A 25,099-nucleotide genomic window follows, 5' to 3' on the forward strand; every position below is an offset into this window, starting at 1 on the left:
GACGTTAGAGAGTAGACGTTAGACGTTAGAGGGTCGCAGACCCGTTTTGCTCGCCACGACAAGCGTGGCTAGGAGAAATAGAAGTTAGACGTTAGAGAGTAGAAGTTAGACGTTAGAGAGTAGACAATAGTCCTTGGAATTTAGACGCTAGCTCTTGGGGCATTTCATCTCCCTCTTTCGAGCATTTTAGCCCCTATCGCCTATTTACCATTAGGACTATGCAGAGCATAACCCTGCATAGTCTGATGGATAGCCTCTAAAGTTAGAACTTTAGGCGAGAAGATTTATTGTTTGTTGCGACGACGGCGCACGAGCACAATCGCACCTGCTGCAAGTGCCACAATCGCTACGACCACGATGACACCACTTGCGATGCCCTTAGAGGTGAGTTGCGAAGTGGGCGCTGCATCTTCGGCTTTCAGCACTGTGCCCTTGCCCGATTTGTCGTTGCGCGCGGCATCTATGCGATCTTTATAGGCCTTAGCCTCAGCAGAAGACACCTTGCTAGCGATGAACTGTTGGAGTTTTTGGTTGTTATTGACAAACTCCGTGCCGGCGGCATCGTACTTCGCCACAAGTTGGGTGTGGAGTTTCGCCAACGCCTGCACCTTGTCTGCCGAAGCCTTCCACATGCCTTTACGCGCACTCTCCAACATGACCGCAGAAATGCCCTGCAACGCAGCGGGATTCACGCGTTCGAAGTATTCGCGCATACCTAGGTTGTGCTTGTCCTTCACGTAGGTGTCGAAGATTTCGTCCCACATTTCATTGTCTATCGCCTCAGGTTTCATCACCTCCCATCCGAAAGTGTTTTTCACCATTTCCTCAAGTCCAGCCGCAGCTCCTTCGCCGCCTTTCATTTGCTCCTTGAGGTAAGTGGGATTGAACATAGAAGTTCTGCTTTCCACTCCGATAGCCTCTTTGACTTCCTGCATGCGCATGTGGTTATGATTACGATAGTCCGCCAAATAAGCATCAGGTTCTTTGCCAGTCACCTGACGTACGGTGAGGTTCATGCCACCCATGAACTCAAACACGTGGTCAAGACTGAGTGCACCCCAAGTGTTATTCTGGCGAGGTTGGATCACTACGTCCGTGCGTGTGAGTGCGGCTTCAAACGCTTTGCTTTGGTGGTCTTCCCACTGCTTTTGGTCGCCATAGAATGCGCCCATATTGTTCAGATAAGCCTCAGCAATTTGCTTGCGATCGGTCCATTTGTCGGACGCCATCGCCACTTCTTGGATACCGGTGCCATAATTTCCGTTCACACCACCGAAGATGCGGCGTGCCGCCCATGCACGGGCTTCCTTGGGAGAGATACCTTTCTCGATGAGCAAGCGTTCGCTTTCCACCACTCCCGAAGCGACTTGGTTCTCAAATTTGTCGTCCTTCGCATCAGCAGCCATTTCTACCGCCTTCTGCAAGAGGAAAAGGCGAGAAGCAGCCAAATCGCGGAGCTGACCACTGGTTTGCACGACCACATCAATGCGAGGGCGACCCAATTCTTTGGAAGGAATGAGGCGCAAATCATTGACACGTCCGAAGGCATCGCGCAGGGGTTCTACACCAAGCATGTAGAAGGCTTGCGCCAAAGTAGCACCTTCGGTCTCGATAAACTCAGAACTCCAGAAGGTATAGCTGACTTTGCGGGGAATGCTGTCGTGGTGACGGCGGCGATATTCCTCGATTGTGTTGCGCGCCAACTGTTTTCCCTTCTCCCACGCCGACTCAGTAGGCGTAGATTCGGCATTGATGGAATAAAGGTTGCGACCAGAGGGCAGCGAGTTAGGATTGGCGATGGGATCTCCGCCAGCCGAAGGCGCGGTGTAGCCACCCGAGAGCGAGCGCATGAGGGTGTTGAGTTCCTTTTCTGGACTTTGCAAGAGCGCGTAACGATAGTTTTGCACATTGCGCAAAGTGCGTTCCACCTCAGCTACCGCATAAGCCATCGCCTTTTGTTCCTTGGTATATTCGGGTTGCTTGGACATGGCAGCCATGGCAGCGCGCATTCGTGCCATCTTCTCCGCACGACTACCACCACCCTTCGCAGCGTTGGGCTGACCTTTCGCAGTAGTGGGATGTCCCATCGCAGCAGGCTTTCCGTCCTTGGCTTTTTGCGCCATCGCTGCAGCCATGGCAGGGGGCATCTGTCCATGAGGCATGCCCGATGCTCCGTGAGGATGACCAGAAGCCCCTTGGTTTTGTGCCATCGCTCCGTGAGGATGACCAGCACTTGCAGGGGTTTTCCCCTTGTCTTCACTCTTCATGGAAGAATCTGCCACAGGTTTTGTAGCGGCTCCCATTTGTTGTCCAGGGTGTCCCTTCATAGCACCAGGATGTCCAGCAGGCATCTTGCCCTTCATTGCAGGCATACCACCTTTTGCAGCAGGCATGCCACCTGGATGTCCAGCAGGCATCTTACCCTTCATTGCAGGCATACCACCCTTTTGTCCGCCTTTAGCCATCATCGCTGCCATCATACCACCATGAGGTTGGGTGAGGGCGGCATAAACTTCACGGGCTTCATTCAACTGTTGTGGGGTGATACGCGCCACTTGGCAGATGGTTTGGTCAGACACCATGCCTTCTTGGTGGAGCAAACGTCCCACCAACTGGCGAGCAGGTACGAGATATTTCTGAGTAAACAAGGCTGCTCTGCGCTCGAAATCGGCAGGCACACGATGTTGCAATTTGTCGATGGCCAACTGACTGTACGCGATGGGATCAGTGGCCATGGCATAGACACTGCTCTCTATATGAGCTGGCGTGTAGACTTCTCCCAAGACGTAGGGACGACCATTGATTTTCTCATTGGAAAGTTCCTCTGCGAAGTGCTCAATGCGTTCGATGTCGGCCTCAGAATAGGGACGCGTGCGCACACTATCCAATCCTAGCGAGCGATGAATGCCCATTTGGATGGTCAAGGCTTTGACCGCCAATGAAGCCTTCTTAAGTTCTTCTTGCTGACGTGCGTTGAGCGTAGGAGCTTTCGCGGATTTCCCCATGTTCTGTTGCATACTTGCTGCAGCCCATAAGAGAGCGTTGTAGTGCTGAATCGCCTTGTCTAAGTCACGATAGGTAGAACGAAGGTTAGACTCCATGAAAGGTGCGGTGAGATAACTCTGAATCGCGCCATAACTTCTGCGTTTGGCGATGATGGCTTCTCCCACATTGGCGATAGAATAAAGGTAGAAATGGGGCATTGTGCCGACCAATCTGTCTGCCCAGTCGTGAGTACTGAGCGCAACTTGCTTGTCCGGTGTGAACTCTAGGCTTCCATGCGTGCCGAAGTGGATGAGCGCATCGGCTTTGAATCCATGTTGCGCCCAAAGATAGGAAGCGAGATAGAGATGCGGGGGAGCGGCATCCACACCGTGGGCAATTTTGAACTCGTCATTGCCCATAGCGGCGGCAGGTTGTGGCATAATCACCACATTGCCAAAGCGCAATCGAGGAATGCCAAGGCGACCATCTTCGGTGGACAAGTACTTTCCTGGGAACGCTCCGTAGGCCTTTTCCACAGCTTTGTAGTCTTCGGCGGGTAGACTCTCCTTGACCCAACTCTCAAATTGGGAACGGGTCACCATTTCGGGCTTTCCCTTGCGCAGGAAGTCCTGCATTTTGCCCACATCATACGTTCCGAGGAGTCCGCCACGTGCTTGAATCATACGACCTAATTCAGCAGCAGAAGCAGGAAGTCCGCTCACATTGTAGCCCTCACTGCGCAGACGCACTAGGAAATTGTACAACGAGGGCACTACTTCCATGCCTTGCGCCACGAGCGCACTCTGACCTGGGCCTTTGTAGTAAACCACAGCGATGCGCTTGTCGGCATTCTTCTTTGACTTGAGCGCGACATAATGGCGAATAGTCGTGGCAAAATCCTTGACACGATCGGGCATGGCGTGCACTTGCAACAAATCTTCTTTGTCCCGCTCGTGGGCAAACACGGCATAAGGTAGGAGAGCACCGTCCAACTCTGGCATACCAACGGTCTGCGAGAGGTAGCCGCCCGAAAGACCTTGCTTGCTTTCCTCCCACTTGCTACGTTCTCTCTGCACATTGATGGGAGCAAAGAAGGGGATGTTTTGACGAAGCAGATAGGCCACTACGTCATCTCCCAAACGACCATGCGCCATGTTGATCATGGCAGAAGGACTGACGCTGTCGATGTGCGCACCTGCGATGAACTCATGTGCATCGTCTACATGATACACCACGAAGTTTTGACGCTCCAACTCCGCCACCAACTCAAAGGGTTGTCCCATGATGCCAGTGACAATGATGCGAGGGGCATCCTTCTTGAAAAGACCATTTTTCTGGAGAAACGCCTCATACTCACGCACCGAATTGAAACCGAGTTCTTCTGCATCAGGATTTTTAGGATCCAGATGGTAGAGCAAGCTCGAAGGATGCTCACGGGGAGCCTCAGCCTCTGGGGCGAGGAGAATTTTTCCATCAATATGCTTGCGCACATAACGGAGAAGGTTGCGATAGTTTTCACGGCCTCCATTGTCCATATAGGCTACAATGCGCGCTGCTGTGGCAGTATCGAGCGAACAAATGTCGTTGGCAGGATTGGTCACCGTGAGTGCCATGACAGGGAGTCCCTTTTCTGCCAGTTTTTTCACCTCAGCACGCTGGGCTTCTGTGATTTTTAAGCCCATGGCGTTGATGAGGACGAGATCATATTTACCGATTTTCTCAATGTTTTCGGCATCTACGTCTTCTAGACTGATGAGGGCATTATCATTGGCTTTGGCGATGTGCCCCGAAGTGAGGGGCTGGAAGTTGACCAAAGCGATGCGAGTGGTGCCCAACCACGTGCGCCACGCGAAGGAAACCGCAATGATGAAGAAAAGAAGCCCCACAAAACCGATCCATAATCGGCGAGACCGTAGGAATGATTGGAATTTTGACATTGGAGATATAGACGTTGGAGATTAGACGTTAGAGGGTAGACCTTAGACGTTAGAGGGTCGCAGACCCTTTCTGCTCGCCACGCAAGCGCAGCCTAGGAAGTAGATGCTAGACGTTAGAAGGTAGACCTTAGACGTTAGAGGGTCGCATACCCTTTCTGCTCGCCACGCAAGCGCAGCCTGGGAAGTAGATGCTAGACGTTAGAGGGTAGACCTTAGACGTTAGAGGGTCTAGAAGAGTTTATCGACATCTATCTTGATCGTTCCCACAAAGGTGCGCCCCACATCGGGAAGTTGCACAGAAGCAGTAGCAGCACGATCACGATAGTCAAATAGATTGTCGATGAGCAATCCCACTGTGATGCCTCGTTTAGGAAGTTGCACACCGAGATTCAACGAACAGAAGGTGCGCGCATCGAAGCGATAGCGATACATCACGGGGAGCTCCACCCCCGTCTGGGAGTTGCGCAACAGACGATAGTCATATTGCGAGAAAGCACAGCCCCAATGCCCATTGAAATCGGCCGTTGCCGTGAGCGATTTTGAGACAACATAGTGATAAGCTGCGCCAAAAGTGAGGCTATGCGGACGAACATCGGAGGTGTTGTACGACTGAGCGAAACGTCCGTGTCCGTTACTCATCTGATAGTCCTTAATATAGTTGTAAGTGGCGCGCACGTGCAGTCCATACGTCGTGGTGTAACGCGCAGAAACTTCCACTCCTGTGGTCTTTCGGTCGTCGAAATTAGCATAACGTATGGTGTCTGCGCTCACGGTCTCGTAGCCGATGTAGTGACGATAGCGATTGTGAAACACAGAAGCCGAAAGATTCAGACGATTCCACTCATATTCTGCCGAAAACGAGATTTGTTCGCTCGTCTCGGGGCGGAGATTGGGATTGCCCACCACGTGCATCACGTTCATCATATTGAAGTCTTGATACACCTCTTTGAGTGTGGGCGGACGATAGCCGTGAGAATAGTTGGCACGCAGCGTGAGATTATCGAGCGGACGGTAGAGCAATGACACTTTGGGCGTGAAGTGCGCGCTGTATCTCCATGGTTTGTCGAGACGCACCCCAGCCACCAGATTCAGTTGTGGGTGGATGTGCCACTCTTCTTGCCCATAGACCGACCACTGAGTGCCCGACACCGCGCCAGAATCTTTGAGCATATAGTGCTTGAGATAGTCGTTGCTCATCTCTGCTCCCAGACTCACCGTGTGCTTGTCGGTGAGGAGGGTATAGTTCAAGCGTGCTGTCTGCTGATGATTGCGATAGGGCGTGATGCTCTTCGGGTCGGCAGCTGTGCCCTCTGCATGAGGATAGTTGTAAGTCTTGGTGTAGGAGTCGTTGAGATAGGACAAATCGAAGCGATGTTGTGGCGAAAGGAGATATTTCACATTAGCTCCCCAAGCAACATCATTGTAGCGATCGTAGCGTTTCCCACCACGCACGAGGGGTTGTCGGTTACTATAAAACGAACCTTTGACTTCTGCGCTAAGACGTTCGTTAAATTGATAGCCCAGTCGCTGCGACACGGTGTTTACGGTGTAGCCCTTGATCTGGAGTGTGTCGGCTTGGCTCTCTTCTACCTGTTTCACGGTGCCATCGGGCGAGATTTGCTCATAGACATACTTGCTCACGTCGGGCACTACGAAACTTTCGCGGCTGCGCCAGCTCCAGTTGGTGAAGGAAGTCCAACCCTTTTTGCGAATCCCTAAATTGGCTCCATATTTTTCTCCATTCTTTCCAGCATAACGTCCGGTAAGACTAAATGAAACTGGGCGTTTTGCCTTGCGCGTGATGATGTTGATGACCCCTCCTTGAGCATTACTGTCGTAGAGTGTGGAAGCAGCTCCACGCACCACCTCGATACGCTCGATCTCATCGGGATTGATTCGGCTATAATCTATGTTGTGATCGCTGCTTTCTCCGCTGATGCGCTCACCATCTATGAGAAAGACCACCATCTTGTTGTTCATCCCTTGATAGGTGAGCGTGGGCAACTGGCTCATTGTGTTGAGACGAAACTGGATGCCTGGGAGGGCATACTGCAACAGTTGCTGCATGTCTAGGGGATTGATGCGATCAATCTCGGCACGTGACACTATGCGTGTAATCACCGGTACATCTTTGAGCGGACGTTCTAGACGAGAACCAGTGACCACCACCTCATTAAAGGCTTTCTCGTCGAAGATACCCGAAGGCCCTTTCGCCTTCTGCCTTACGGACTTTGTTGCGACTGGCTTTTGCGCTCGGACAGACAAACAGCATTGTCCCATGCCTGCAAGAAGACATAGGACAATGAGGGAAGATTTGACGTTATACATTAGATGTTTGACGTTTACATTGGAAGACTATGCAGCAATGGGCGCATCTTTCTACAGACATTCGCTTCCTGACCGCATAGAGGAAGGAGATTATTTTTTGAGATTAGACGTTAGACCTTAGGCACACTACCCCATTGTTAAGGCATTGTATCTAAGGTCTAACGTCTAATTCTTATGTTTTGCGCTTATTTCACAGGTACAGCATCAAAGGTGTAGAAACCATTGTCACCAGCGTTGTTGGTGAATCCTTTGAACTTGAGCAAGAAATGACGACCATCTTTCGTGCGCAGTGCCACCACATTGGGTTTCGCTTCGTAGGAGATGTTAGGCATTTGTCCCTTGCGCTTGAACATCGTGGAGAGCACAGGGTTGCGCACATCGTTAGAAGTATAGGTGAGAATGCCGTTCATCATATTGGCAAAGTCTACCATCACACGGTCTTTTCCTGTGGCGATGGTATCTACCACGCTGATGTTGGCCATATCGGCCGTCTTCACCTCGTTAAACTCGGTAGCAGCAAGGAGTTTTGTGGCGCCATTGTTTGTGCGAATCATGTTGTAGCGGAAAGCGAGGTCCCACTTGATTTTCACATCGTCAAGGCTACCAGCTTTCTTTTCGGTAGTCACCTCCTTGGTTTTGGTGTTGATATAAGTCCACGTGCCGAAATCGGGATGAGTTTCGTGTTCACCAGTGGCAAGATTCACATACGTCCAGTTAGCATACGCACCATGTCCAGGAGTCATGCCGACATTTTTCACGGTGACCACCTTACCCGTTTGTTGCACTTGTCCAGGCAGAGGTTTAGGAGTAGGCTGAGGTTTGATGTTGTTTTCATCTTTGTCGCAAGCTGCGAGCGTGAGGGCTGCCATAGCGGCCACAAGGAGAGTTTTGATGTACATAGTTGTATTAGGAATTGAGGGGGAGAGAAGCCATGCCAATAGCAATAATCTTCAAGTCTTTACGAGCTGTAAACTTCTATCTCCGATGACGTTGCAAAGTTACGGCTTTCTGTCAGCCCTCACAATCGCTATTTTCAGTGATTCTTCGAGATACTTTTCACAGCTTCAGCGATTCTCCTCACCATTTTCCCCTTCCTGATACCTAGATGTAGGGATAGTGAGCAGTCAATCTTAGGAAGTGGCTCTACCACAAAGTCTTCATTTTGCCCTCTTCTTCCCTTACACTCTTGATTATCTTGGAGATTTTCAAAAAGTTCTCGGAGATTTTTTCAAAACTCTCCGACTTTTTTTAGAAAAACTCCGAGAGTCTTGCTCTTACTCTCGGAGCCTTTTAGAGATGTCTAATGAGAAGAAGAATATTTTGTCGGAAACTGCGGTTGCTTTCTCCTAGAATTATCGTATCTTTGTGGATATTGGTGAAATAGTCGCCTATAAATGCGTCTTACATCGCGCCACAAAGGGGTAAGTGCAGGAGCGCGACTCCCTACTATAGGCTAATGCCCGCTATCATGATGGGCGCATTCGTCCTACCGAAAGACATGTGCTCTCCATCTTTCTGTGGCAAGACAAGAACAACACCCCATTTCTCACAACGGCTAACGACTAAAAAGACATGAACCAACTCCCACCCATCATCTCTGACCTCGCACTCATCTTGCTCGTGGCAGGTGTGGTCACTGTCATCGTGCGCAAACTTAAGCAACCTCTCGTGTTGGGCTACATCGTCGCTGGCTTTTTGGCAAGTCCACACATGCCCTATATGCCTTCGGTACAAGACCATGGCAACATCGAGGTGTGGAGCGAAATCGGAGTCATCTTCCTGATGTTTGTCCTCGGACTGGAGTTTTCGCTCAAGAAAATTGCGAGTATGGGCATGCGTCCCGTAGTGGCCACCTCTCTCACCATGATATCCATGATTGGCGTTGGAGCAACGATGGGACAACTCATGGGATGGAGCAATTTTGATAGCCTGTTTCTAGGCGGCATCCTCAGCATTTCGTCCACCACCATCATCTACAAAGCTTTGGACGACCTGGGATGGCTCAGTCGAAGGTTTGCACAAGAGGTGTTTTCGGTGCTGATTCTTGAAGACATCTTGGGCATCTTGCTCATGATTCTGCTGAGTACCGTAGCCGCCACCACCAATGCAGCCACAGGCGGTGGGAGTTCGCTGCTCACTAGTTTGACGAGCCTTGCCGTGTTTCTCGTATTGTGGTTTGTGGTGGGTATCTACGTTGTGCCCTATTTCCTCAAGAAGAACCGTAAAATCATCAATTCTGAGATACTCCTTGTCGTCAGCATCGGCTTGTGCTTCGGCTTGGTCGTGCTGGCCGCTCAAGCGGGTTTCAGTGCTGCTTTCGGAGCTTTCGTCATGGGTAGCATCTTGGCAGAAACCATCGAGGCAGAGCGCATCGAAAAATTGGTAAATCCCGTGCGTGACCTCTTTGGCGCGGTGTTCTTTGTGTCGGTGGGCATGCTCGTAGATCCTGCTGTTTTGGCCGCCTATTGGTTGCCGATTGTGCTCATCTCCCTTGCCCTCTTCGTCGGCATGGCGTTTTTTGGCACCCTCTCCTTTGTCATTGCAGGCCATCCCTTACAGCGCGCCATGCAGTGTAGTTTTTCGCTCACGCAAATCGGAGAATTCTCCTTCATCATTGCCACACTCGGCCAGAGTCTCGGAGTCACCAGTTCGCATCTCTACCCTATTGTGGTGGCGGTGAGCATCGTCACCACCTTCTTAGCCCCTTATATCATTCGCTCTGCCCAACCTGCTTATCTGTTCATCGAACGTTTCCTCCCGGAAGCCTGGCAAGCGCGCACTGCCGACCGCCCTGTTGCGGAAGATAGTGCCATAGCTTCTATTGCAGCAACCACTTCCGCAGCCCTCACTCCCGAAGGCGATGCCGTCACTCCGGTAGGAGAAGCCATAGTAGCCGCTGCTCCCACACTCACCATGGGCAAAGCCGCGCTCACCTTCGTGCGCGCGATCTTCCTCCAAACCCTTGTTTACACCATTTTGTCTGCCACAATCATCGGACTCTCCTTCTCGGCGTTTCTCCCAGTGCTCCGTCACATTCCTCCCACCCATTTTGTGGGCAATGCACTCGCAGGATTGGGCACTCTCTTTGTAATTGCTCCCTTGCTGCGCCCCATCGTGGCGCGCAAAAATCGCAGTCGCGCAGCACAAGTTCTCCGCACCTCCTTATGGGGAAGAAACTTCTTTGGAATCGTCTACGTATTGCGTTGGGCACTGGCCACCTATCTCGTGTTCTATGTATTGGAGTATCTCTCTCCCTTTGCATGGTATTACCACCTGCCCCTTGCCTTTGGTATCATGATGTTAGTGGCCAACAGTCGCTGGGTGAAGTACCAATCTATCAAAGCAGAGCGACGTTTTGCTCACAATCTTCGCCAGCGCGAAGTGGTGGCTCAGCAAAAAAGTTCCAAAGAATACGGATTTGCACGCCGCCTCTCTGCACGTGATGTGCACTTTGCACGCTTGGTTGTTCCCCCCTTGTCGCAATGGGCTGGCCGTTCGCTGGCCAATCTCGACTTTTCGTCCAACGATGGGGTGATGGTAGCAGCCATTATTCGCCAAGACATGCGTATCAATGCCCCCGATGGCCACATGTGTATCTTCCCAGGTGACGAACTTGAGGTGATAGGTGACGACACTAGTTTGGACACCTTTGCCCAGCGCATGGCTATCGAAGTGGAATATCTGATTGAAGATGATGGTCGCGACCACAGTCTTCACCTTCGTCGCATCGTGGCACGTTCCACATCTACGCTCCTCCCTTGCACTGTTGCGGAGAGTGGCATCCGCGATGTTCACCGCTGCATGCTGGTGGGTGTGGAAGACGACTCAGGCAGTGTGGAACTCGCTGAGGCTTCTCGTGTGCTGCATCCCCACGATGTCTTGTGGGTGGTGGGTGAAGAACGCCAGCTCCGAGCCTTAGAAGCCAGTTTGAAAGGGGGCGCACCCACTCAAACTAAGCATACTACTCCCTCCAACTCCTAACGTCTAACCTCTGACGTCCCAAGATTCTTTCTGTGATACTTAGAGCCGCGCTTGTCGTGGCGAGCAGAAAGGAGCTGAGACCCCAAGCAGAAAAAGGTCTACGACCCGTAACGTCTACCCTCTAACGTCTAACGTCTACCCTCTAACGTCTAATGTCTATCATCTAATGTCTAACGTATATATCATCGGTGCTGGTGCTGCGGGCTTTTTCCTCGCCATCACGCTTCGTGAAATCTCCCCTGCCACGCACGTCACTCTTGTGGAACGCGCCAGCCAACCGCTGACAAAGGTGCGCGCCACTGGGGGCGGACGTTGCAATGTCACCAACACCTTCGAGAGCATCGAACAACTCCAAGACGTGTATCCTCGCGGAGCACGCTTGATGCAACGACTCTTCCGCACCTTCTCCCCTAGCGACATCTACGAATGGTGGGAACTGCATGGTGTACCCCTCAAAGTAGAAGATGAAGGCCGTGTATTTCCTCGCAGCAACACCAGCGATGCCATCGCTCAATGTCTGCTCGATGAAGCCCATCGCCTCGGAGTAGAGCTCCTCACCAACACTAGTTTGCAGCACTTTGCTCCCAACTCGGAAGGTGGATTTTCCCTCACTCTTCGTCATCGTGGGGAAGACCGCGTGGCGCACTGCGACCAGTTGGCACTCACCACGGGAGGTGCACCTCACGGAGAAGGGTATGATGCACTCAAAGCTACGGGACATCAACTCGAAAAACCTTGTCCATCACTCTTCAACTTCCGCCTTGCCGATGAGTCCCTGCGCCAACTCTCGGGCATAACGCTCGACCATGTGCTGCTCACTCTAGCAGGTACGAAGGTGCGCACTGAGGGTTCGTTGCTCCTCACGCACCAAGGCATCAGTGGCCCCGCCGCATTGCGCCTCTCGGCTCACGGAGCGCGCTTGCTTGCCGAACGCAACTATCGGGGAGAAATTCTCATCTCCTGGTTGGGAACTCCGGATTTTGATGCCACACTCTCACTTCTCAAAGAGATGCAAAGCGAGTTTTCAGGAAAGACCCTCGGGGCTGTGCGCCCCACTTTCGCACTCTTGCACGACTTGCTCGGACTCACCCCTGCCGACCTCGGACGTGGGGACGAAAAGATTGACTATTCCTCCTCTCCTCTCCCACAACGCCTGTGGCACCATCTGTTGCTACGCGCAGAACTGACCACCGATCGCCGCTGGAGTGAGTTGGGCAAGAAGAATTTCAACCGCCTTGCTACGCTACTCACAGCAGATGCCTACGCCCTTGTAGGACGTGGCACGCACAAAGACGAATTTGTCACCTGTGGGGGTGTCTCTCTCTCATCGGTCAATGCCAAGACCATGGAAAGTAAATCGGCACCAGGGCTTTTCTTTGCAGGAGAGATGCTCGACATTGATGCTTTGACTGGGGGCTACAATCTTACGGCCGCTTGGGTCACTGCTTATGTGGCTGCTCACGGCATGGCTCGGCAGAGTGAGGCTAAGGCAGAGTAATGCTTCGCTATTCCGACGTCAGGGCGCGCATCCCCAAGCCGTTGAGTAGCCCCTACTGAAGGGCAAGCAAAACACGCGGAAGTGTATGCACATTTACGCAGAAGAAATGCCCCATCACTCTGAAGCATAAAAGAGAATATACAAAGTCTCAATCATTTGTACCAAAGCACAAACAAAACAATCGGGAAGAACCTTGCGGCTCTTCCCGATTTTCGTATCCTCGGCGCGGAGGAGTAAAAGTAAAAACTCAGCAGATAAGCTGAATGTAAGACAAGATTAACCTTGCACTTGGTGACTGTAGGGCTTACCCTCTGCGAGTTCGCGAACGCTATTGAGCGTAGTGGTAGCGATGTTGTGCAATGCTTCTTCGGTGAAGAAAGCCTGGTGAGAGGTAAGCACCACGTTAGGCGCACTGAGCAAACGTGCAAGGACATCGTCCTTAATCATATTGTCGCTACGGTCTTCATAGAAGTATTCCTTCTCTTCTTCGTAAACATCGAGACCAGCAGAGCCGATGTGGTGCGTGCGAAGTCCTTCGATGAGATCTTCCGTGTTGATGAGTTGTCCACGACCGGTGTTGATGATCATCACGCCCTTCTTCATCTTAGCGATGCTCTCCGCATTGATGATGTGCTTCGTCTCAGGAGTGAGGGGGCAGTGGAGGGAGATGATGTCAGCATTAGCGTAGAGCGTATTGAGATCCACGACTTCCACACCATATTGCTTGGCAAATTCGTGGTCGGGATAAAGGTCGTAGGCCATGATGCGCATGCCGAAACCATGGAGAATCTTGATGAGCACCTTCGCAATCTTACCCATACCAATGAGCCCCACAGTGCGACCATTCATGTCGAAGCCCAAGAGTCCCTTCAAACGGAAGTTACCTTCGCGCGTGCGGTTCACGGCACGATAAATCTTACGGTTGAGACTCAGCATGAGGGCAACGGCATATTCAGCCACAGCATAGGGAGAGTAAGCAGGCACGTGCACCACATCAATGCGACCTTTTGCAGCTTTGAGATCCACATTGTTGAATCCGGCGCAGCGCAGTGCGATGAGTTTCACACCATACTCCACCAATTTGTCGATCACTTGGGCGTTGCATTCGGCATTGACAAAGATGCACACCACATCTGCTCCCTTAGCCAAGGGAACTGTCTTGAGCGAAAGGTGCTCCTTATAGTACTGGATGTCGAAACCATAGTCGGCGTTGGTGGCGGCAAAGGATGTTTCGTCGTAGGAATGACTGTCGAAAAATGCGATTTTAAGTGCCATAACAATTGTGTTCTTTGGATAAAACCTGGATAGTTGTGTCTATGTGTGGGGCGCGCCGTGCTCTCGATTTTCCAGACCTGTGGAAAAACTGGGACTTTCCGCCCACTGTTCTTGGTGCAAAGGTAGGGAGTTTTGGCGGGTGCGACAAATAAAATGGCACAGCAAAGCGATGTTTTGTGCAATGCTGTGCCATTTTGTTTGCAGGGGTTGGCATTTTCGAGGCTAGAAGTTACCACATCTCGACTCAGTTATCCGTTTTGCGCTTGCGGCGTTTGGTCGCAGTCTTCGGTGCATCAGGATCTTCGATGCTGGCCACGGCACGCACCTGTTGATATTTCACCACAGAAAATCCCTCCAAAGCCACCTCTGTGAGCAAACGCCGCTTGAGGTGGAGCAAATCTTTGAGTTCTTTCAGGCTATTCATCACACGTGTGCCCACGGTCTTGTTCTCTGTGGGCACCGAAAGTTGTCGCATAAACTCCTGAAGTGCCTTTACCTCGGTGAGGAAATAGCGTGCACCCTTCCCCACTCGCTCAGCCAAGTGCTCATTGGTGGCATAGTCATCGTGCAGGGCAATGAGGGTTTCAAACTGCGGACGGAATTTCTGTGCCACGGCTACCATCTTTTGCTGAATAAGAAGGCGATGATTTTGACAATCTTGGATGGTGGCTGGGATGCGCTTGTAGAAATGCTCTTGCAATAGGCGCAACAGTCCATCAAAAAGGATGAGCAGCTGACCAAAGTCGAAGAGTTCACTCATCAGCACAAAGAAATAGGTGCGCTCCATGGCTTCCACCTCCGATTCATTGGGAACTTGCTCCGCCATGGCTTGAGAAAACTGCGCTACAGAAGCATCTTGGATGATGGCTTCTCGTGGTATGGGAGCCGAAAGCACCATGCCTTCGAGGGTCTTGCAACGAGAGAGTGCAACATAGGCCTGACCGTGGGAGAAAGCACTCTGGACATCGATGATGGCGCGCTCGAAGGTTAAGCCTTGACTCTTGTGCACCGTGATTGCCCATGCCAAACGGAGGGGGATTTGCTTGTAAGTGCCATCTACCACCTCCTCAATTTCGTTGGTTTTCTCATTGAGGGTGAAGCGGCTGTTTTGCCAAGATTCCACACCCACCTCTATCTCGTCGGTCGAATCGTGCGGACACACCGTCACCGAGTTGTCGGAGATGTCGGTGATTTCTCCCAACATGCCATTGTAATAGCGGTGTTCGCCCGAACTATCATTCTTAATGAACATCACCTGCGCTCCACGCTTGAGGGTCAGCACCTCAGGAGCAGGATAGGAAGTCTCTGGAAATGTGCCTTCGACTGTGGCACGAAAGTCATGTTCCGCAGCCGATAGGTGAGCCATCTCTTGGGCGTTGATTTGATCGGCTTGGTGATTGTGGGTCACGAGTCGCACATACGTAGCACCCGAAGCCTTGAAATCAGGCAGATAGCGCGCATTGAGTTGCTGTAGTGTACGGTCGTCAGCCCGATTGTCGCGCACAGCATTGAGAAGTTCGAGGAAGTCGAGGTCTGTCTGTCTGTACACCTTCTGTAATTCGATGGTGATGAAGGGTGTTTGCTTCAGTGCGCGGCTCGAAAAGAAAAACTCCGAGTCATAATAGCGCATGAGTTCTTCGCGATCTTCATCACGCACCACAGGAGGCAACTGCTGGAGGTCGCCTATCATCAAGAGTTGTACCCCACCAAAAGGGCGAGGGTCGGTGCGTAATCGGCGCAGCGCAGCATCCATGCAGTCCAAGAGATCGGCTCGCACCATGGAGATTTCGTCGATGACGATGAGGTCGAGCGAACGAATCAACTTGCGTTTTCGGGCAGAAAATCTAAATTGTTCGGTCGAAAATCGACTCCCTGGGATGTACATACCAAAGGGCAGTTGGAGAAAGGAGTGAATGGTCACTCCCCCAGCATTGATGGCAGCGATGCCCGTGGGCGCAAGCACTACCATGCGCTTGTGCGTCTGCTCACGAAGTTGGCGCAAAAAGGTCGTCTTTCCCGTGCCAGCACGGCCAGTGAGAAAGAGGTTGGTGTGAGTGTGCTCTATGATTTTTTGCGCCAATTCGCGCTCTACATTTGCCATAATTTGTGTTTTGATGCCGTAAAATCCTTGTCTAGAACCTGCCAAATATGAGAAAAATGAGGGATTTTTCCTGCAAAAGTACGGCTTTTTTGCCAGGTATTGATTATATTTGCAGACAACCTAGGCCAGAAGTACGCTCTTCTGCCTCCTAAAATAAGCACCACATGACTCCTCCCAACGAAGTTTCCTCTCCACACCACACCCTTGATGCTCCGCAGCACGGAAATCCTCCGTCACCACATGGGGGACACCCCTCTATGGCTGGTCAAGGCAAGGCACCGGCTATGGAGAAAAAGACACTTCGCATGGCGGTGATAGACAACAATGTGTTAGCGTGTCGTGGATTGCAGGGATTGTTGCAACGCCTCATTCCCATCGGGGTGATCGACACCTTCGATAGTCACGAAGCACTCTTAGAGAATCACCCCAATCAGTATGCCCATTTCTTCGTGTCGGCGCGACTCTATTTTGAGCATGCTCCCTTCTATCGCCAGCGGCCTTTCCAAACGATCGTTTTGACCAATGGAGAAAACTTGCCTCCTGTGCCAGGATTGCTGATGCTCAATGTGTGCCGCCCTGAAGAAGAGGTGGTGACCGACTTGCTGCAACTCCACAGTCATGGTCATGGCCATGGGCAGCATCGTCCGCGTGCCTCAAGAGCAGAACTCGAAGCTTTGTGGAACAACCACAACGAAGAGGAACATCAGCCCCTCACCTTGCGAGAAATAGAGGTGGCCACGCTATTGGCTAAAGGACTTATCAACAAGGAAGTGGCCGATCGACTCAACATTAGCATGACGACTGTCATCACGCACCGCAAAAACATCATGACGAAACTCGGTGCTCACTCGCTGTCCGACATCATCATCTATGTGGTGATGAATGGGTATCTCGATTTGGGCGAATAAGACACGACAGTGCTTTACTCAAACCCCTGTGCCAAGAGGCAATCACGCACTTCAAAGAGGTGGTGCACTTGCGCTCCATAGGTGGGATTTTCGTAGTGCATCTGCACGACATCAAAATAGTTGCGCACCATCACTTTGACATCGGGTATCACCATGCCAGGTCGCAACTGGATGCTTTGGGGCAAGCGGTCGAAGCGTTCGCGAAACCACACCACGAGTTCTTGAATCACAGCGCGGTCATAAGTTTTTTGATAAGGAATTGACATAGAAAAGAAGTGTAAGTGTGCACCACTCTTATATTAAGGAGTCGGCTATAACTCATTAAAGTTCTAGCTCAAACCACCCATATCGGGACATTGCCTACTAGAGGGGTGCTCATGTGTAGTGCAAATTTACGCATTATTCTTTAGCACAAGAAGTTCTTCCGCTGCAAAACTCCCCTTGCCCACTCCCTTTCTCCGCACTGGGCCATCATTTTCTAGGAGAGGAGGGCAGAAAAACTCCGACTTTTGCTAAAAGTTTTCCGAGTTTTTTCAAGAAATCTCCGACATTCCTCAGAAAATCTCCGACATTTTTCGAGCATTTAAGCGGTTGTTTGCCCGATAACGTCTAATTCTTAACATCTAAGGCCTAATCCTCGAGCCACGCTTGCGTGGTGAGCAGAAAGGGTCTGCGCCCCCTCTCAACGTCTAACGTCTGATCCCTAACGTCAAACGTCTGCCCCTAACGTCTAACGTCTAATCCCTAACGTCTAACATGTCCACCATCTCCCCCCGACTATATTATCCCTACACCGTAGAACCCTTCCAAGAAGACTTCACCAGCAGACTAGCGTGGAGTACCTTGGGCAATCTTTTGCTCCGTGTGTCATCGCTGCATGCCGAATCTCACGGATTTGGCTACACCTACATGAACCAACATCACCGCGGATGGGTGCTTTCGCGCCTAGTGGTGGAAGTCAACGAGATGCCCCGCACGGGAGAAGACTACACCCTTTCCACGTGGGTCAATAAGATATTCCGACAATTCACCGATCGTCTCTACGCTGTGCAAAATGCACAAGGCGAAACCGTGGGTTATGGTCACAGCACGTGGGCACTCATCGACTACGACACGCGACAACCTATCAATCTGGAAAACCTGCCTGATGGAGGATTTTCGGGAGCTCTCCATGCCGAAGATGTACCCATCGCAGGAGCTGGTCGGGCACGAGTGAAGTGTGAGACACCCTGTTTGGTGCACCGCGCTGCCTTCAGCGATCTCGACATCAACGGACACGTCAATTCTATCCGCTATCTCAGCCTTATCCTCGACACTTTCTCCAAACAGTGGCACGAGACTCACCAAGTGAAACGCATCGAAATGTCCTATGGACTGGAAGCCTATGCTGATGACGAACTCCGGGTCTATACCGACGACCTCGGCAATGACCGATGGGCTTTTGAGATTCGCCGTGTGCGCCCCTCAGAAGGGGAACAAGAAACGCTCGTGGTGCGCAGCATCATCACTGCCCCTGCGGTGTGACGGAACGACCCAAAAGGCTTTCTGAGCAGATGGTACTACGCCTCTTGAAAAGACGAGGCAGGCCTTCGCTCTCTCCCTCCATCAAGACAGAGACGGCAATCGAAAAAATGCTTTTATGGGCTGCGATTTTTCAAGAAAAACATTTGGAGATTCCGCAAAAACGCACTAACTTTGCACCGCAATCTCCGAGAGGAGCACTGTGAAAGCCGGAATAGCTCAGTTGGTAGAGCGACGCATTCGTAATGCGTAGGTCACGAGTTCGAGTCTCGTTTTCGGCTCTCAGATTAACCACCCAATAAGTTTGGGTGGTTTTTCTTTATACAGCATAAAAAACTACGGGCAAAAAACAACCAAATCACTAAGGTTTCGTAACTTTGCAGCCAGATATTACCACCCGTAATAGACTAAAACTGAATTTATGACCGCTATTTCCGATTCTACACTTCCACAAAAGCCGAAGTGGTATGCACCAGCCACGCACCTTCAATGGTGGCTCACATGGGTTTACATCATCGTTGGGGTGATCATCATGTGTTCTGGCTTCGTCTTCTTCATCAACCCCTATCACATTGTCCCTGGGGGCGTGTATGGTGCTGGCATTGTGCTGCACAGCCTCTTCCCGAGCATCCAAGTCGGCACGTTTGGATGGTTTTTCGATGTCCCACTGCTCACCCTCTCTGCCATATTCCTAGGAGCTAAAATCGGCTCACGCACCATCTTTGCTGCGATGATGTCGCCTTTGGTGATGAACTTGCTCGACTGGATTGCCTATCCCAATGCTGCAGCCATGAAGGCTCTCGACCCAACTCAGCTCTTTGGCGGCGTGATTAACATGAGCGAACACCTCATGCTCACCACCATCATTGGTGCGGCCACCATCGGATTGGGTTGCGGTTTGGTGGTGCGCCAACAAGCCACCACAGGGGGCACAGACATCGTGGCGATGTTCTTGCAAAAATATCTCAACATCCGCTTCTCCAACGGTATTCTCATCTGCGATGCAGTGGTGGTGCTTTCAGGTCTCTTGGTCTTCGGCCTTGGTCTTGGCCATATAGACTCAGGCACTAGCGGCCCTTCTTGGCACCTCTCCTTCTATTCACTCATCGCCATCTTTGTTTCGTCCAAAACCATCGCTTACGTGATCAATGGCGCGCAAGACGACAAACTGGTCTTCGTGGTGTCTAACAAACCTAACGAAGATTTCCGCCAGTTTATCCTGCAAACGCTCGATCGCTCGGCCACACGCATCAAGAGTAGCGGACTCTACACCAACGACGACAAAGAAATGCTCTTCTTGGTGGTATCTAACAAGGAGATTCCCGCAGTGAAGCTCAAGATTCAAGAAGTGGATCCCAACGCCTTCGTAGTGGTGAGCGATGCTCATGCCACTTATGGTGAAGGATGGCGACCACTGCCGCTTCCTGGTGAGATTACCGCAGAGTAATCCTACAACTATCTTGCCTTATCATTGGCTTACGATTCTATTAAAGCAAGTCCGCATCAGCACACTAGTCTGTGTTGATGCGGACTTGTTTTGTAAGCCTCCAGGAATGCACATAGCATGATAGCGCAAAAGAAAGACAGAGGCTAACGAAAATCGGTATTGTCCGAAAAAGTGTGTAAGATTCTCTGTCTTCCCCCTTTAGCCCCTTACAAAATAAAAACGGCAACGCAGTTGAACCTGCATTGCCGAGCATGAAAAAACAAATAAGAGATCGGAACTTGTGCCTACGAGGTGCGAGTTCCGATTGGACTTTAGCCTAGATATTTGAGCAAGATGCTCACGTTGGCCTCCTCGCGTAGGCGACGCAAAGCACGCTCCTTGATTTGACGCACACGTTCACGGGTGAGATTGAGTGTAGTAGCCACTTCTTCAGCCGTCATTTCCGTGCGACCGATACCGAAGAGCATTTTCACCACGCTGCACTCACGCTCTGAGAGCACTTGAAGGGCGGTGTCGATGTCGGTGGACAGCGATTCGCGCTCCATACTATTATCTGTGCCAGGTGCTCCTTCATCGGTCATGATGTCGATCATGGAGTTGGTCTCGTCGTCTTGGAAGGGTGCATCCACACTCACCTTCTTACCACCAGCATTGAGGCTGTCTTTGATGCGGTCGAGGTCGGTGTCGAGCAGTTCGGCCAATTCTTCTGCAGAAGGACGGCGTTGGTAGAGCTGTTCAAACTCAGTGGTGGCACGACCAATCTTGGCCTGCAAACCCACTTGATTGAGTGGCATGCGCACGATACGGCTTTGCTCACTAATCGCCTGGAGAATGCTTTGACGAATCCACCATACAGCATAAGAGATGAACTTAAAACCACGCGTCTCGTCGAACTTCTGTGCAGCTTTCATCAAGCCGATGTTGCCTTCGTCGATGAGGTCGTTGAGCGACATCCCCTGATTTTGGTATTGCTTGGCAACGGACACCACAAAGCGCAGATTGGCCTTCACCAAACGTTCAAGAGCCGCTTGGTCACCATGGCGAATGCGCTGTGCGAGTTCCACCTCCTCATCCATTGAGAGGAGTTCAAGACGACCAATCTCAGTGAGATATTTGTCGATTGCGGCATCACCACGGTTGGTAATACCTTGAGAAATTTTTAGTTGTCGCATAACGGACGGGGAAATATTGAAAGGATTTCACGACAATAGGCCGCAACCAACATGGTTTCGTTTGCTACTTAACCACGGCGGATGCGCCCACGCAGCTACAAATATACAACATCTGTTGCGATAATTCAAACTTCTACCTTATTAAATCAGAGACTTTCAGTTTTTTCTGAAGATTATGAAGACTTTACTTGCCAGATTCTACATTTTATAATAACTTTGAAGCCTAAAAGCATACACAAAATCTGAGTGCAGTTTTCCACTATGGAAGACAGCTACTAGGATGATTTTGTGCGCAGCAAACCTAGAACCGCGAGACTTCGCTTGATAGTGAAGACAGACAAGCCTACACACCTTTCGATCATGAACGACTATTTGCAAAAACTAGATAGAACGGTCGACGAGATGCTCGATCGTTTGTCGCAGAGATTCCCTGCCGAAGACATGATTCGCCTACGCCAGGCCTATCTCTTAGCCAAAGAAGCGCACGATGGACAGAAGCGCGCAGCAGGAGATCCCTATATCATGCATCCTGTGGCCGTGGCTCGTATCGTGGCTGAGGAGTTTATGCTCGATGCTAACTCTGTGGTGGCCGCTTTCCTCCACGATGTGGTGGAAGACACGCCCTACACGATCGAAGATATCCGAGAACGATTTGGCGATGACGTGGCCTTCCTGGTGAAAGTGGTGACCAAACCGAGTAAAATCGCAGGAGCAGCTCCCGACGTGCGGAAACAAGAGAACAACTTTCGCCAACTTCTCGACTCGCTTCGCCATGACATCCGCGCAGTCTTCGTGAAATTAGCCGACCGCCTTCACAACATGCGCACCCTAGGCGACATGCTGCCCGAAAAACAAATGAAGATTGGAGGTGAAACCGACTTTTTCTACGCCCCATTTGCCAATCGTTTGGGACTGCACAACCTGCGCCGAGAACTCGAGAATCTGTCTTTTCGTTTCCGTTGCCCCGACCGCTATGAGCGATTGCTACAACTACTAGAGCAAGACATCGAAGAGCATCACGACGAACTCTCTAAATTCACCTCTCGCATTGAGCAACTGCTGGCTGAAAAGGACTTGCCCGTGCGCACTGAAGTGCGCTATCGATTGCCCTACAGCATCGACACACGAATGCGCAAGTCGGGACGTGACTTCCACCACATCGACCATCGCTATGTGATTCGTGTGATATACGACCGTAGTCGTCTCAACGAGGTGGACAAAAAGCGCACCGACAAGGCCATTTGCTTGCGCATCTATGGTGTACTAACCAATCATTTCCAAGAGAAAGTGGGCAGTTCCATCAACTATATTGATGTGCCTAAAGAGAATGGCTACCAATCCTATCACGTGCAACTCCTGAGTGGTTGTGGTCGGTGGGACGAAATCCACATCTCTTCAGAAGAAATGGTGACCCGCACCAAACTTGGCCTCATCGTAGATCGCATCGAAACCCATCGCAACAAAGAACTAGGCGGCGGTGTGAACCAACTTTTGAGCAAATCGGACAGACAGTGGATTGACAAGTTTTGCGTGCAACTGCAACAAATCGCTGAGAGCGATGGCGATGGTGACTTCATGGAAGGCGTGACTGCCAGCCTTTATAGCGAAGACATCACGGTCTATGACGTAGACGGCACACCCATTCGTCTGCCCCAACAAGCCACAGCCCTCGACTTTGCCTTTGAACGCAATCTTGGCAAACACGCACAATACGCCCGCATCGATGGCAAACTTGCTTCACTCCCCACTGTGCTCACGCATGGATGTTGCGTAGAAATTGGCACGCATCCACAAGCGCATCCGCTGCCCGAATGGGAAAAGGTGGTGACCACCTACCGCGCTAAAAGCTATCTATCGCGCTATTTCCAAAACCTCCACACGGAAGCTCCCCATCGCTGCCCCATCTGTCAGCCTCTACCAGGGCAGGAGGTGATAGGGTTCACCAACGAAGCACAGGGTGATGGCCGAGTGGTGATTCACCGTCGCGATTGTCGCCGCGCCATCAGTCTGTCGGCACAGCGTGGAGATGCCATTGTCAATGTGGACTTCCCCGTTACTGACTATACCTACGAAGTGCGTACCCACCTGCGGGCTATCGATCGCTTTGGACTGCTCAGCGACATCACCGAATGCCTCACGCAAGGTCTACAGCTCAACCTCTACCGCATTGAGATGGAAACTCGCGACAACATCGTAGAGTGCACCCTCCACTATGCCGTGCACTCGGCCGAAGAGCTTCGCACGGCGGTGCGCTTCTTGAGCGTCATTGAAGGCGTGGACGAGGTGTTGAAGGCTTAAATGCTAGAGATTACGAAAGCATTGAACTAGGATAACAAAGCATTAAATTCAACCCAACTTTACCCTGCTGCCCTTCTCAGAAGAAGGGAACCATACAGAACACAGCATGAGCAAAAGAATCTGCCATCTAGGGTTTACTCCTGCCACAAAACGGACAGCGCAGAGGTAAGCCCGAAGAGATTCTTCGCATTTCTTGTGCCCGAAAACCAGCATAATTCAAAATAAAGCACTACTTTTGCAGCCGTTAAACAGCGAATGCACGGCCTTAGACTCGCAGCACACCGCATGACGATGCCTCGGACGTTGCAGCTGAAGCCACACTTATAGAGCTTTCCCAAGAAGGTCTTTACCCCTGGCAACCAGCAGATTCGCGCTAATTTTCACCCAAATGGACGACTATCATTCGGAAACGTATCAAATCTTGCTTGGATAGGACGGAGCTAGGCTTTCTTCCTACCCACATCTCCTTTTTGAAATAAGAAGAAAGCTCGTTATGCTCACATATTGGAACTACAATCAAGGTCTGCGCACACAAGACGAATGGTCGCCCAACTGCTGGGTTCAGGCCACATGTCCCACGCCTGAAGACGAAGAATACCTCAAAAAAACACTGAAAGTGCCCGACTACTTTCTCGATGACATTCGAGACAAGGACGAACGCGCACGTTATGACTACGATGAGGGCTGGATGCTCATCATTCTCCGCATCCCCTACCAGAAAGAAGAACAAAGTCGCACTCCGCACACTACGATCCCCATGGGATTGATTCTCAACAAAGACATCTGTTTGACCGTGTGCCACTTCGAGACCAACATGATGTTGGACTTCGTGTCGTATCAGCAAAAGCGAAACCTCGGATTCACCGACTCTGTCGACTTTGTGTTCCGTCTGTTTCTGTCCAGTGCCGTGTGGTATCTAAAGCGACTCAAGCAAATCAGCACTATTATTGATGCTGCCAAACGCGACTTGGACCGCCCCATCAACAACGCGGATTTGATTAATTTGTCGCGGTTGCAAGATTCACTCACCTACTTTGCTACCTCCATTCGTGGCAATGAGATGCTCCTCTCCAAGTTGAAATTTAAGTTGCCCGTCGACGAACTCGATGCCGACATGATCGAAGACGTGAACATTGAGATGAGTCAGGCGCGAGAAACGACCAACATCTACACCAACATTCTGGAGTCGACCATTGATACCTACGCGGCAATCATCAACAACAACATGAGCCAGACGATGAAGACGATGACTTCTGTGAGCATCATCCTCATGTTCCCCACGCTCATAGCCAGCATCTTCGGCATGAACCTCCACACAGGTATCGAGCTTTGGGTATGGGGCTTCCCACTCACCATCGGTGGTTCAATCTTCGTCACGGGGCTCTTCATTTGGTATTTCCGCAAAATCAACTGGATTTAGTCGTAACACTCAATACACAGCTGAGATCTTTTCCCAATCTACTCCGAGTTTTTTCAGAAAATCTCCGAGTTTTGTGAGGTGAATCAAGGCGATATTATAGAGAAAACGACTAAAATCAATCAAAACTCAACTCCTTTAAATTAAATATTCTCTTCAAAAAGAGACGAAAAAGGACACTTTTAAGGGTTAAAGCCTCATTTTCACGAAGAATTCAGGCTTATAAATGCA

Annotated in this window: 14 protein-coding genes and 1 tRNA gene; 8 read left to right on the forward strand and 7 right to left on the reverse strand. The window is 51.0% G+C overall.

What is annotated here, in order from left to right:
* Positions 1–284: 284 nt before the first annotated feature.
* The 3 genes from HMPREF9999_RS09620 to HMPREF9999_RS09630 all read right to left on the reverse strand — a co-directional run bounded on the left by HMPREF9999_RS09620 (position 285) and on the right by HMPREF9999_RS09630 (position 8,149).
* Positions 285–4,922, reverse strand: a complete 4,638-nt coding sequence (locus HMPREF9999_RS09620) for a cobaltochelatase subunit CobN (protein WP_009437924.1) — start codon at positions 4,920–4,922, stop codon at positions 285–287.
* Between the two features lie 228 nt (positions 4,923–5,150).
* Complete coding sequence (locus tag HMPREF9999_RS09625) at positions 5,151–7,250, reverse strand: TonB-dependent receptor plug domain-containing protein (RefSeq protein ID WP_009437925.1); 2,100 nt, start codon at positions 7,248–7,250, stop codon at positions 5,151–5,153.
* 185 nt (positions 7,251–7,435) lie between these two features.
* Entirely contained in the window at positions 7,436–8,149 is a 714-nt protein-coding gene (locus HMPREF9999_RS09630) for an HmuY family protein (protein WP_009437926.1), read from the reverse strand.
* A 673-nt stretch (positions 8,150–8,822) separates the two neighbouring features.
* Between HMPREF9999_RS09630 and HMPREF9999_RS09635 the strand changes: the two genes are divergently transcribed.
* Together HMPREF9999_RS09635 and HMPREF9999_RS09640 are read left to right on the forward strand one after the other, a co-directional pair.
* Entirely contained in the window at positions 8,823–11,231 is a 2,409-nt protein-coding gene (locus tag HMPREF9999_RS09635; RefSeq protein ID WP_044063475.1) for a cation:proton antiporter, read from the forward strand.
* A 166-nt stretch (positions 11,232–11,397) separates the two neighbouring features.
* Entirely contained in the window at positions 11,398–12,729 is a 1,332-nt protein-coding gene (locus HMPREF9999_RS09640; protein WP_044063476.1) for an aminoacetone oxidase family FAD-binding enzyme, read from the forward strand.
* Between the two features lie 276 nt (positions 12,730–13,005).
* On the opposite strand, the gene HMPREF9999_RS09645 is transcribed toward HMPREF9999_RS09640, so the two are convergent.
* Positions 13,006–14,004, reverse strand: coding sequence for a 2-hydroxyacid dehydrogenase (locus HMPREF9999_RS09645; RefSeq protein WP_009437932.1), 999 nt, complete (start codon positions 14,002–14,004; stop codon positions 13,006–13,008).
* Positions 14,005–14,248: 244 nt separating this feature from the next.
* Positions 14,249–16,150 carry an ATP-dependent RecD-like DNA helicase gene (locus HMPREF9999_RS10875; RefSeq protein WP_052316515.1) on the reverse strand — a complete coding sequence of 634 codons (1,902 nt, stop codon included), beginning with the start codon at positions 16,148–16,150 and terminating at the stop codon, positions 14,249–14,251.
* A 119-nt stretch (positions 16,151–16,269) separates the two neighbouring features.
* Between HMPREF9999_RS10875 and HMPREF9999_RS09655 the strand changes: the two genes are divergently transcribed.
* The gene (locus HMPREF9999_RS09655) at positions 16,270–17,013 is read left to right on the forward strand and encodes a helix-turn-helix transcriptional regulator (protein ID WP_052316516.1); all 744 of its coding nucleotides are present in this window, start codon (positions 16,270–16,272) and stop codon (positions 17,011–17,013) included.
* Positions 17,014–17,027: 14 nt separating this feature from the next.
* On the opposite strand, the gene HMPREF9999_RS09660 is transcribed toward HMPREF9999_RS09655, so the two are convergent.
* A complete protein-coding gene (locus HMPREF9999_RS09660) occupies positions 17,028–17,279 on the reverse strand; it encodes a DUF6965 family protein (RefSeq protein WP_009437935.1) in 252 nt (83 codons plus the stop codon).
* A 490-nt stretch (positions 17,280–17,769) separates the two neighbouring features.
* Here HMPREF9999_RS09660 and HMPREF9999_RS09665 point away from each other — a divergent pair, with 490 nt between their 5' ends.
* The 3 genes from HMPREF9999_RS09665 to HMPREF9999_RS09675 all read left to right on the forward strand — a co-directional run bounded on the left by HMPREF9999_RS09665 (position 17,770) and on the right by HMPREF9999_RS09675 (position 19,981).
* The gene (locus tag HMPREF9999_RS09665) at positions 17,770–18,537 is read left to right on the forward strand and encodes an acyl-[acyl-carrier-protein] thioesterase (protein WP_044063477.1); all 768 of its coding nucleotides are present in this window, start codon (positions 17,770–17,772) and stop codon (positions 18,535–18,537) included.
* Between the two features lie 205 nt (positions 18,538–18,742).
* Positions 18,743–18,815: transfer RNA gene (locus tag HMPREF9999_RS09670), tRNA-Thr, on the forward strand.
* A gap of 140 nt (positions 18,816–18,955) precedes the next feature.
* Positions 18,956–19,981: a YitT family protein gene (locus tag HMPREF9999_RS09675; RefSeq protein WP_009437938.1), complete on the forward strand. Its 1,026-nt coding sequence runs from the start codon at positions 18,956–18,958 to the stop codon at positions 19,979–19,981.
* A gap of 311 nt (positions 19,982–20,292) precedes the next feature.
* Here the strand turns inward: HMPREF9999_RS09675 and HMPREF9999_RS09680 are convergent, their stop codons facing one another.
* Positions 20,293–21,153, reverse strand: a complete 861-nt coding sequence (locus HMPREF9999_RS09680) for an RNA polymerase sigma factor RpoD/SigA (RefSeq protein ID WP_009437939.1) — start codon at positions 21,151–21,153, stop codon at positions 20,293–20,295.
* A gap of 360 nt (positions 21,154–21,513) precedes the next feature.
* On the opposite strand from HMPREF9999_RS09680, the gene HMPREF9999_RS09685 reads away from it, so the two are divergent.
* Together HMPREF9999_RS09685 and HMPREF9999_RS09690 are read left to right on the forward strand one after the other, a co-directional pair.
* On the forward strand, positions 21,514–23,451 hold the full coding sequence (locus HMPREF9999_RS09685) for an HD domain-containing protein (RefSeq protein ID WP_009437941.1): 1,938 nt from the start codon (positions 21,514–21,516) through the stop codon (positions 23,449–23,451).
* A 493-nt stretch (positions 23,452–23,944) separates the two neighbouring features.
* A complete protein-coding gene (locus tag HMPREF9999_RS09690; protein ID WP_009437943.1) occupies positions 23,945–24,871 on the forward strand; it encodes a magnesium transporter CorA family protein in 927 nt (308 codons plus the stop codon).
* The last annotated feature ends 228 nt before the right edge of the window (positions 24,872–25,099 follow it).

Origin of the sequence: Alloprevotella sp. oral taxon 473 str. F0040, from assembly GCF_000318095.2 — a bacterium.
In the GTDB taxonomy this organism is placed as follows: Bacteria; Bacteroidota; Bacteroidia; order Bacteroidales; family Bacteroidaceae; genus Alloprevotella.

Bases quoted from the DNA above. Each gene is read 5' to 3' on its own strand.
- HMPREF9999_RS09620 (WP_009437924.1), bottom strand. From the start codon at position 4,922: ATGTCAAAATTCCAATCATTCCTACGGTCTCGCCGATTATGGATCGGT.
- HMPREF9999_RS09625 (WP_009437925.1), bottom strand. From the start codon at position 7,250: ATGTATAACGTCAAATCTTCCCTCATTGTCCTATGTCTTCTTGCAGGC.
- HMPREF9999_RS09630 (WP_009437926.1), bottom strand. From the start codon at position 8,149: ATGTACATCAAAACTCTCCTTGTGGCCGCTATGGCAGCCCTCACGCTC.
- HMPREF9999_RS09635 (WP_044063475.1), top strand. From the start codon at position 8,823: ATGAACCAACTCCCACCCATCATCTCTGACCTCGCACTCATCTTGCTC.
- HMPREF9999_RS09640 (WP_044063476.1), top strand. From the start codon at position 11,398: ATGTCTAACGTATATATCATCGGTGCTGGTGCTGCGGGCTTTTTCCTC.
- HMPREF9999_RS09645 (WP_009437932.1), bottom strand. From the start codon at position 14,004: ATGGCACTTAAAATCGCATTTTTCGACAGTCATTCCTACGACGAAACA.
- HMPREF9999_RS09655 (WP_052316516.1), top strand. From the start codon at position 16,270: ATGACTCCTCCCAACGAAGTTTCCTCTCCACACCACACCCTTGATGCT.
- HMPREF9999_RS09660 (WP_009437935.1), bottom strand. From the start codon at position 17,279: ATGTCAATTCCTTATCAAAAAACTTATGACCGCGCTGTGATTCAAGAA.
- HMPREF9999_RS09665 (WP_044063477.1), top strand. From the start codon at position 17,770: ATGTCCACCATCTCCCCCCGACTATATTATCCCTACACCGTAGAACCC.
- HMPREF9999_RS09675 (WP_009437938.1), top strand. From the start codon at position 18,956: ATGACCGCTATTTCCGATTCTACACTTCCACAAAAGCCGAAGTGGTAT.
- HMPREF9999_RS09680 (WP_009437939.1), bottom strand. From the start codon at position 21,153: ATGCGACAACTAAAAATTTCTCAAGGTATTACCAACCGTGGTGATGCC.
- HMPREF9999_RS09685 (WP_009437941.1), top strand. From the start codon at position 21,514: ATGAACGACTATTTGCAAAAACTAGATAGAACGGTCGACGAGATGCTC.
- HMPREF9999_RS09690 (WP_009437943.1), top strand. From the start codon at position 23,945: ATGCTCACATATTGGAACTACAATCAAGGTCTGCGCACACAAGACGAA.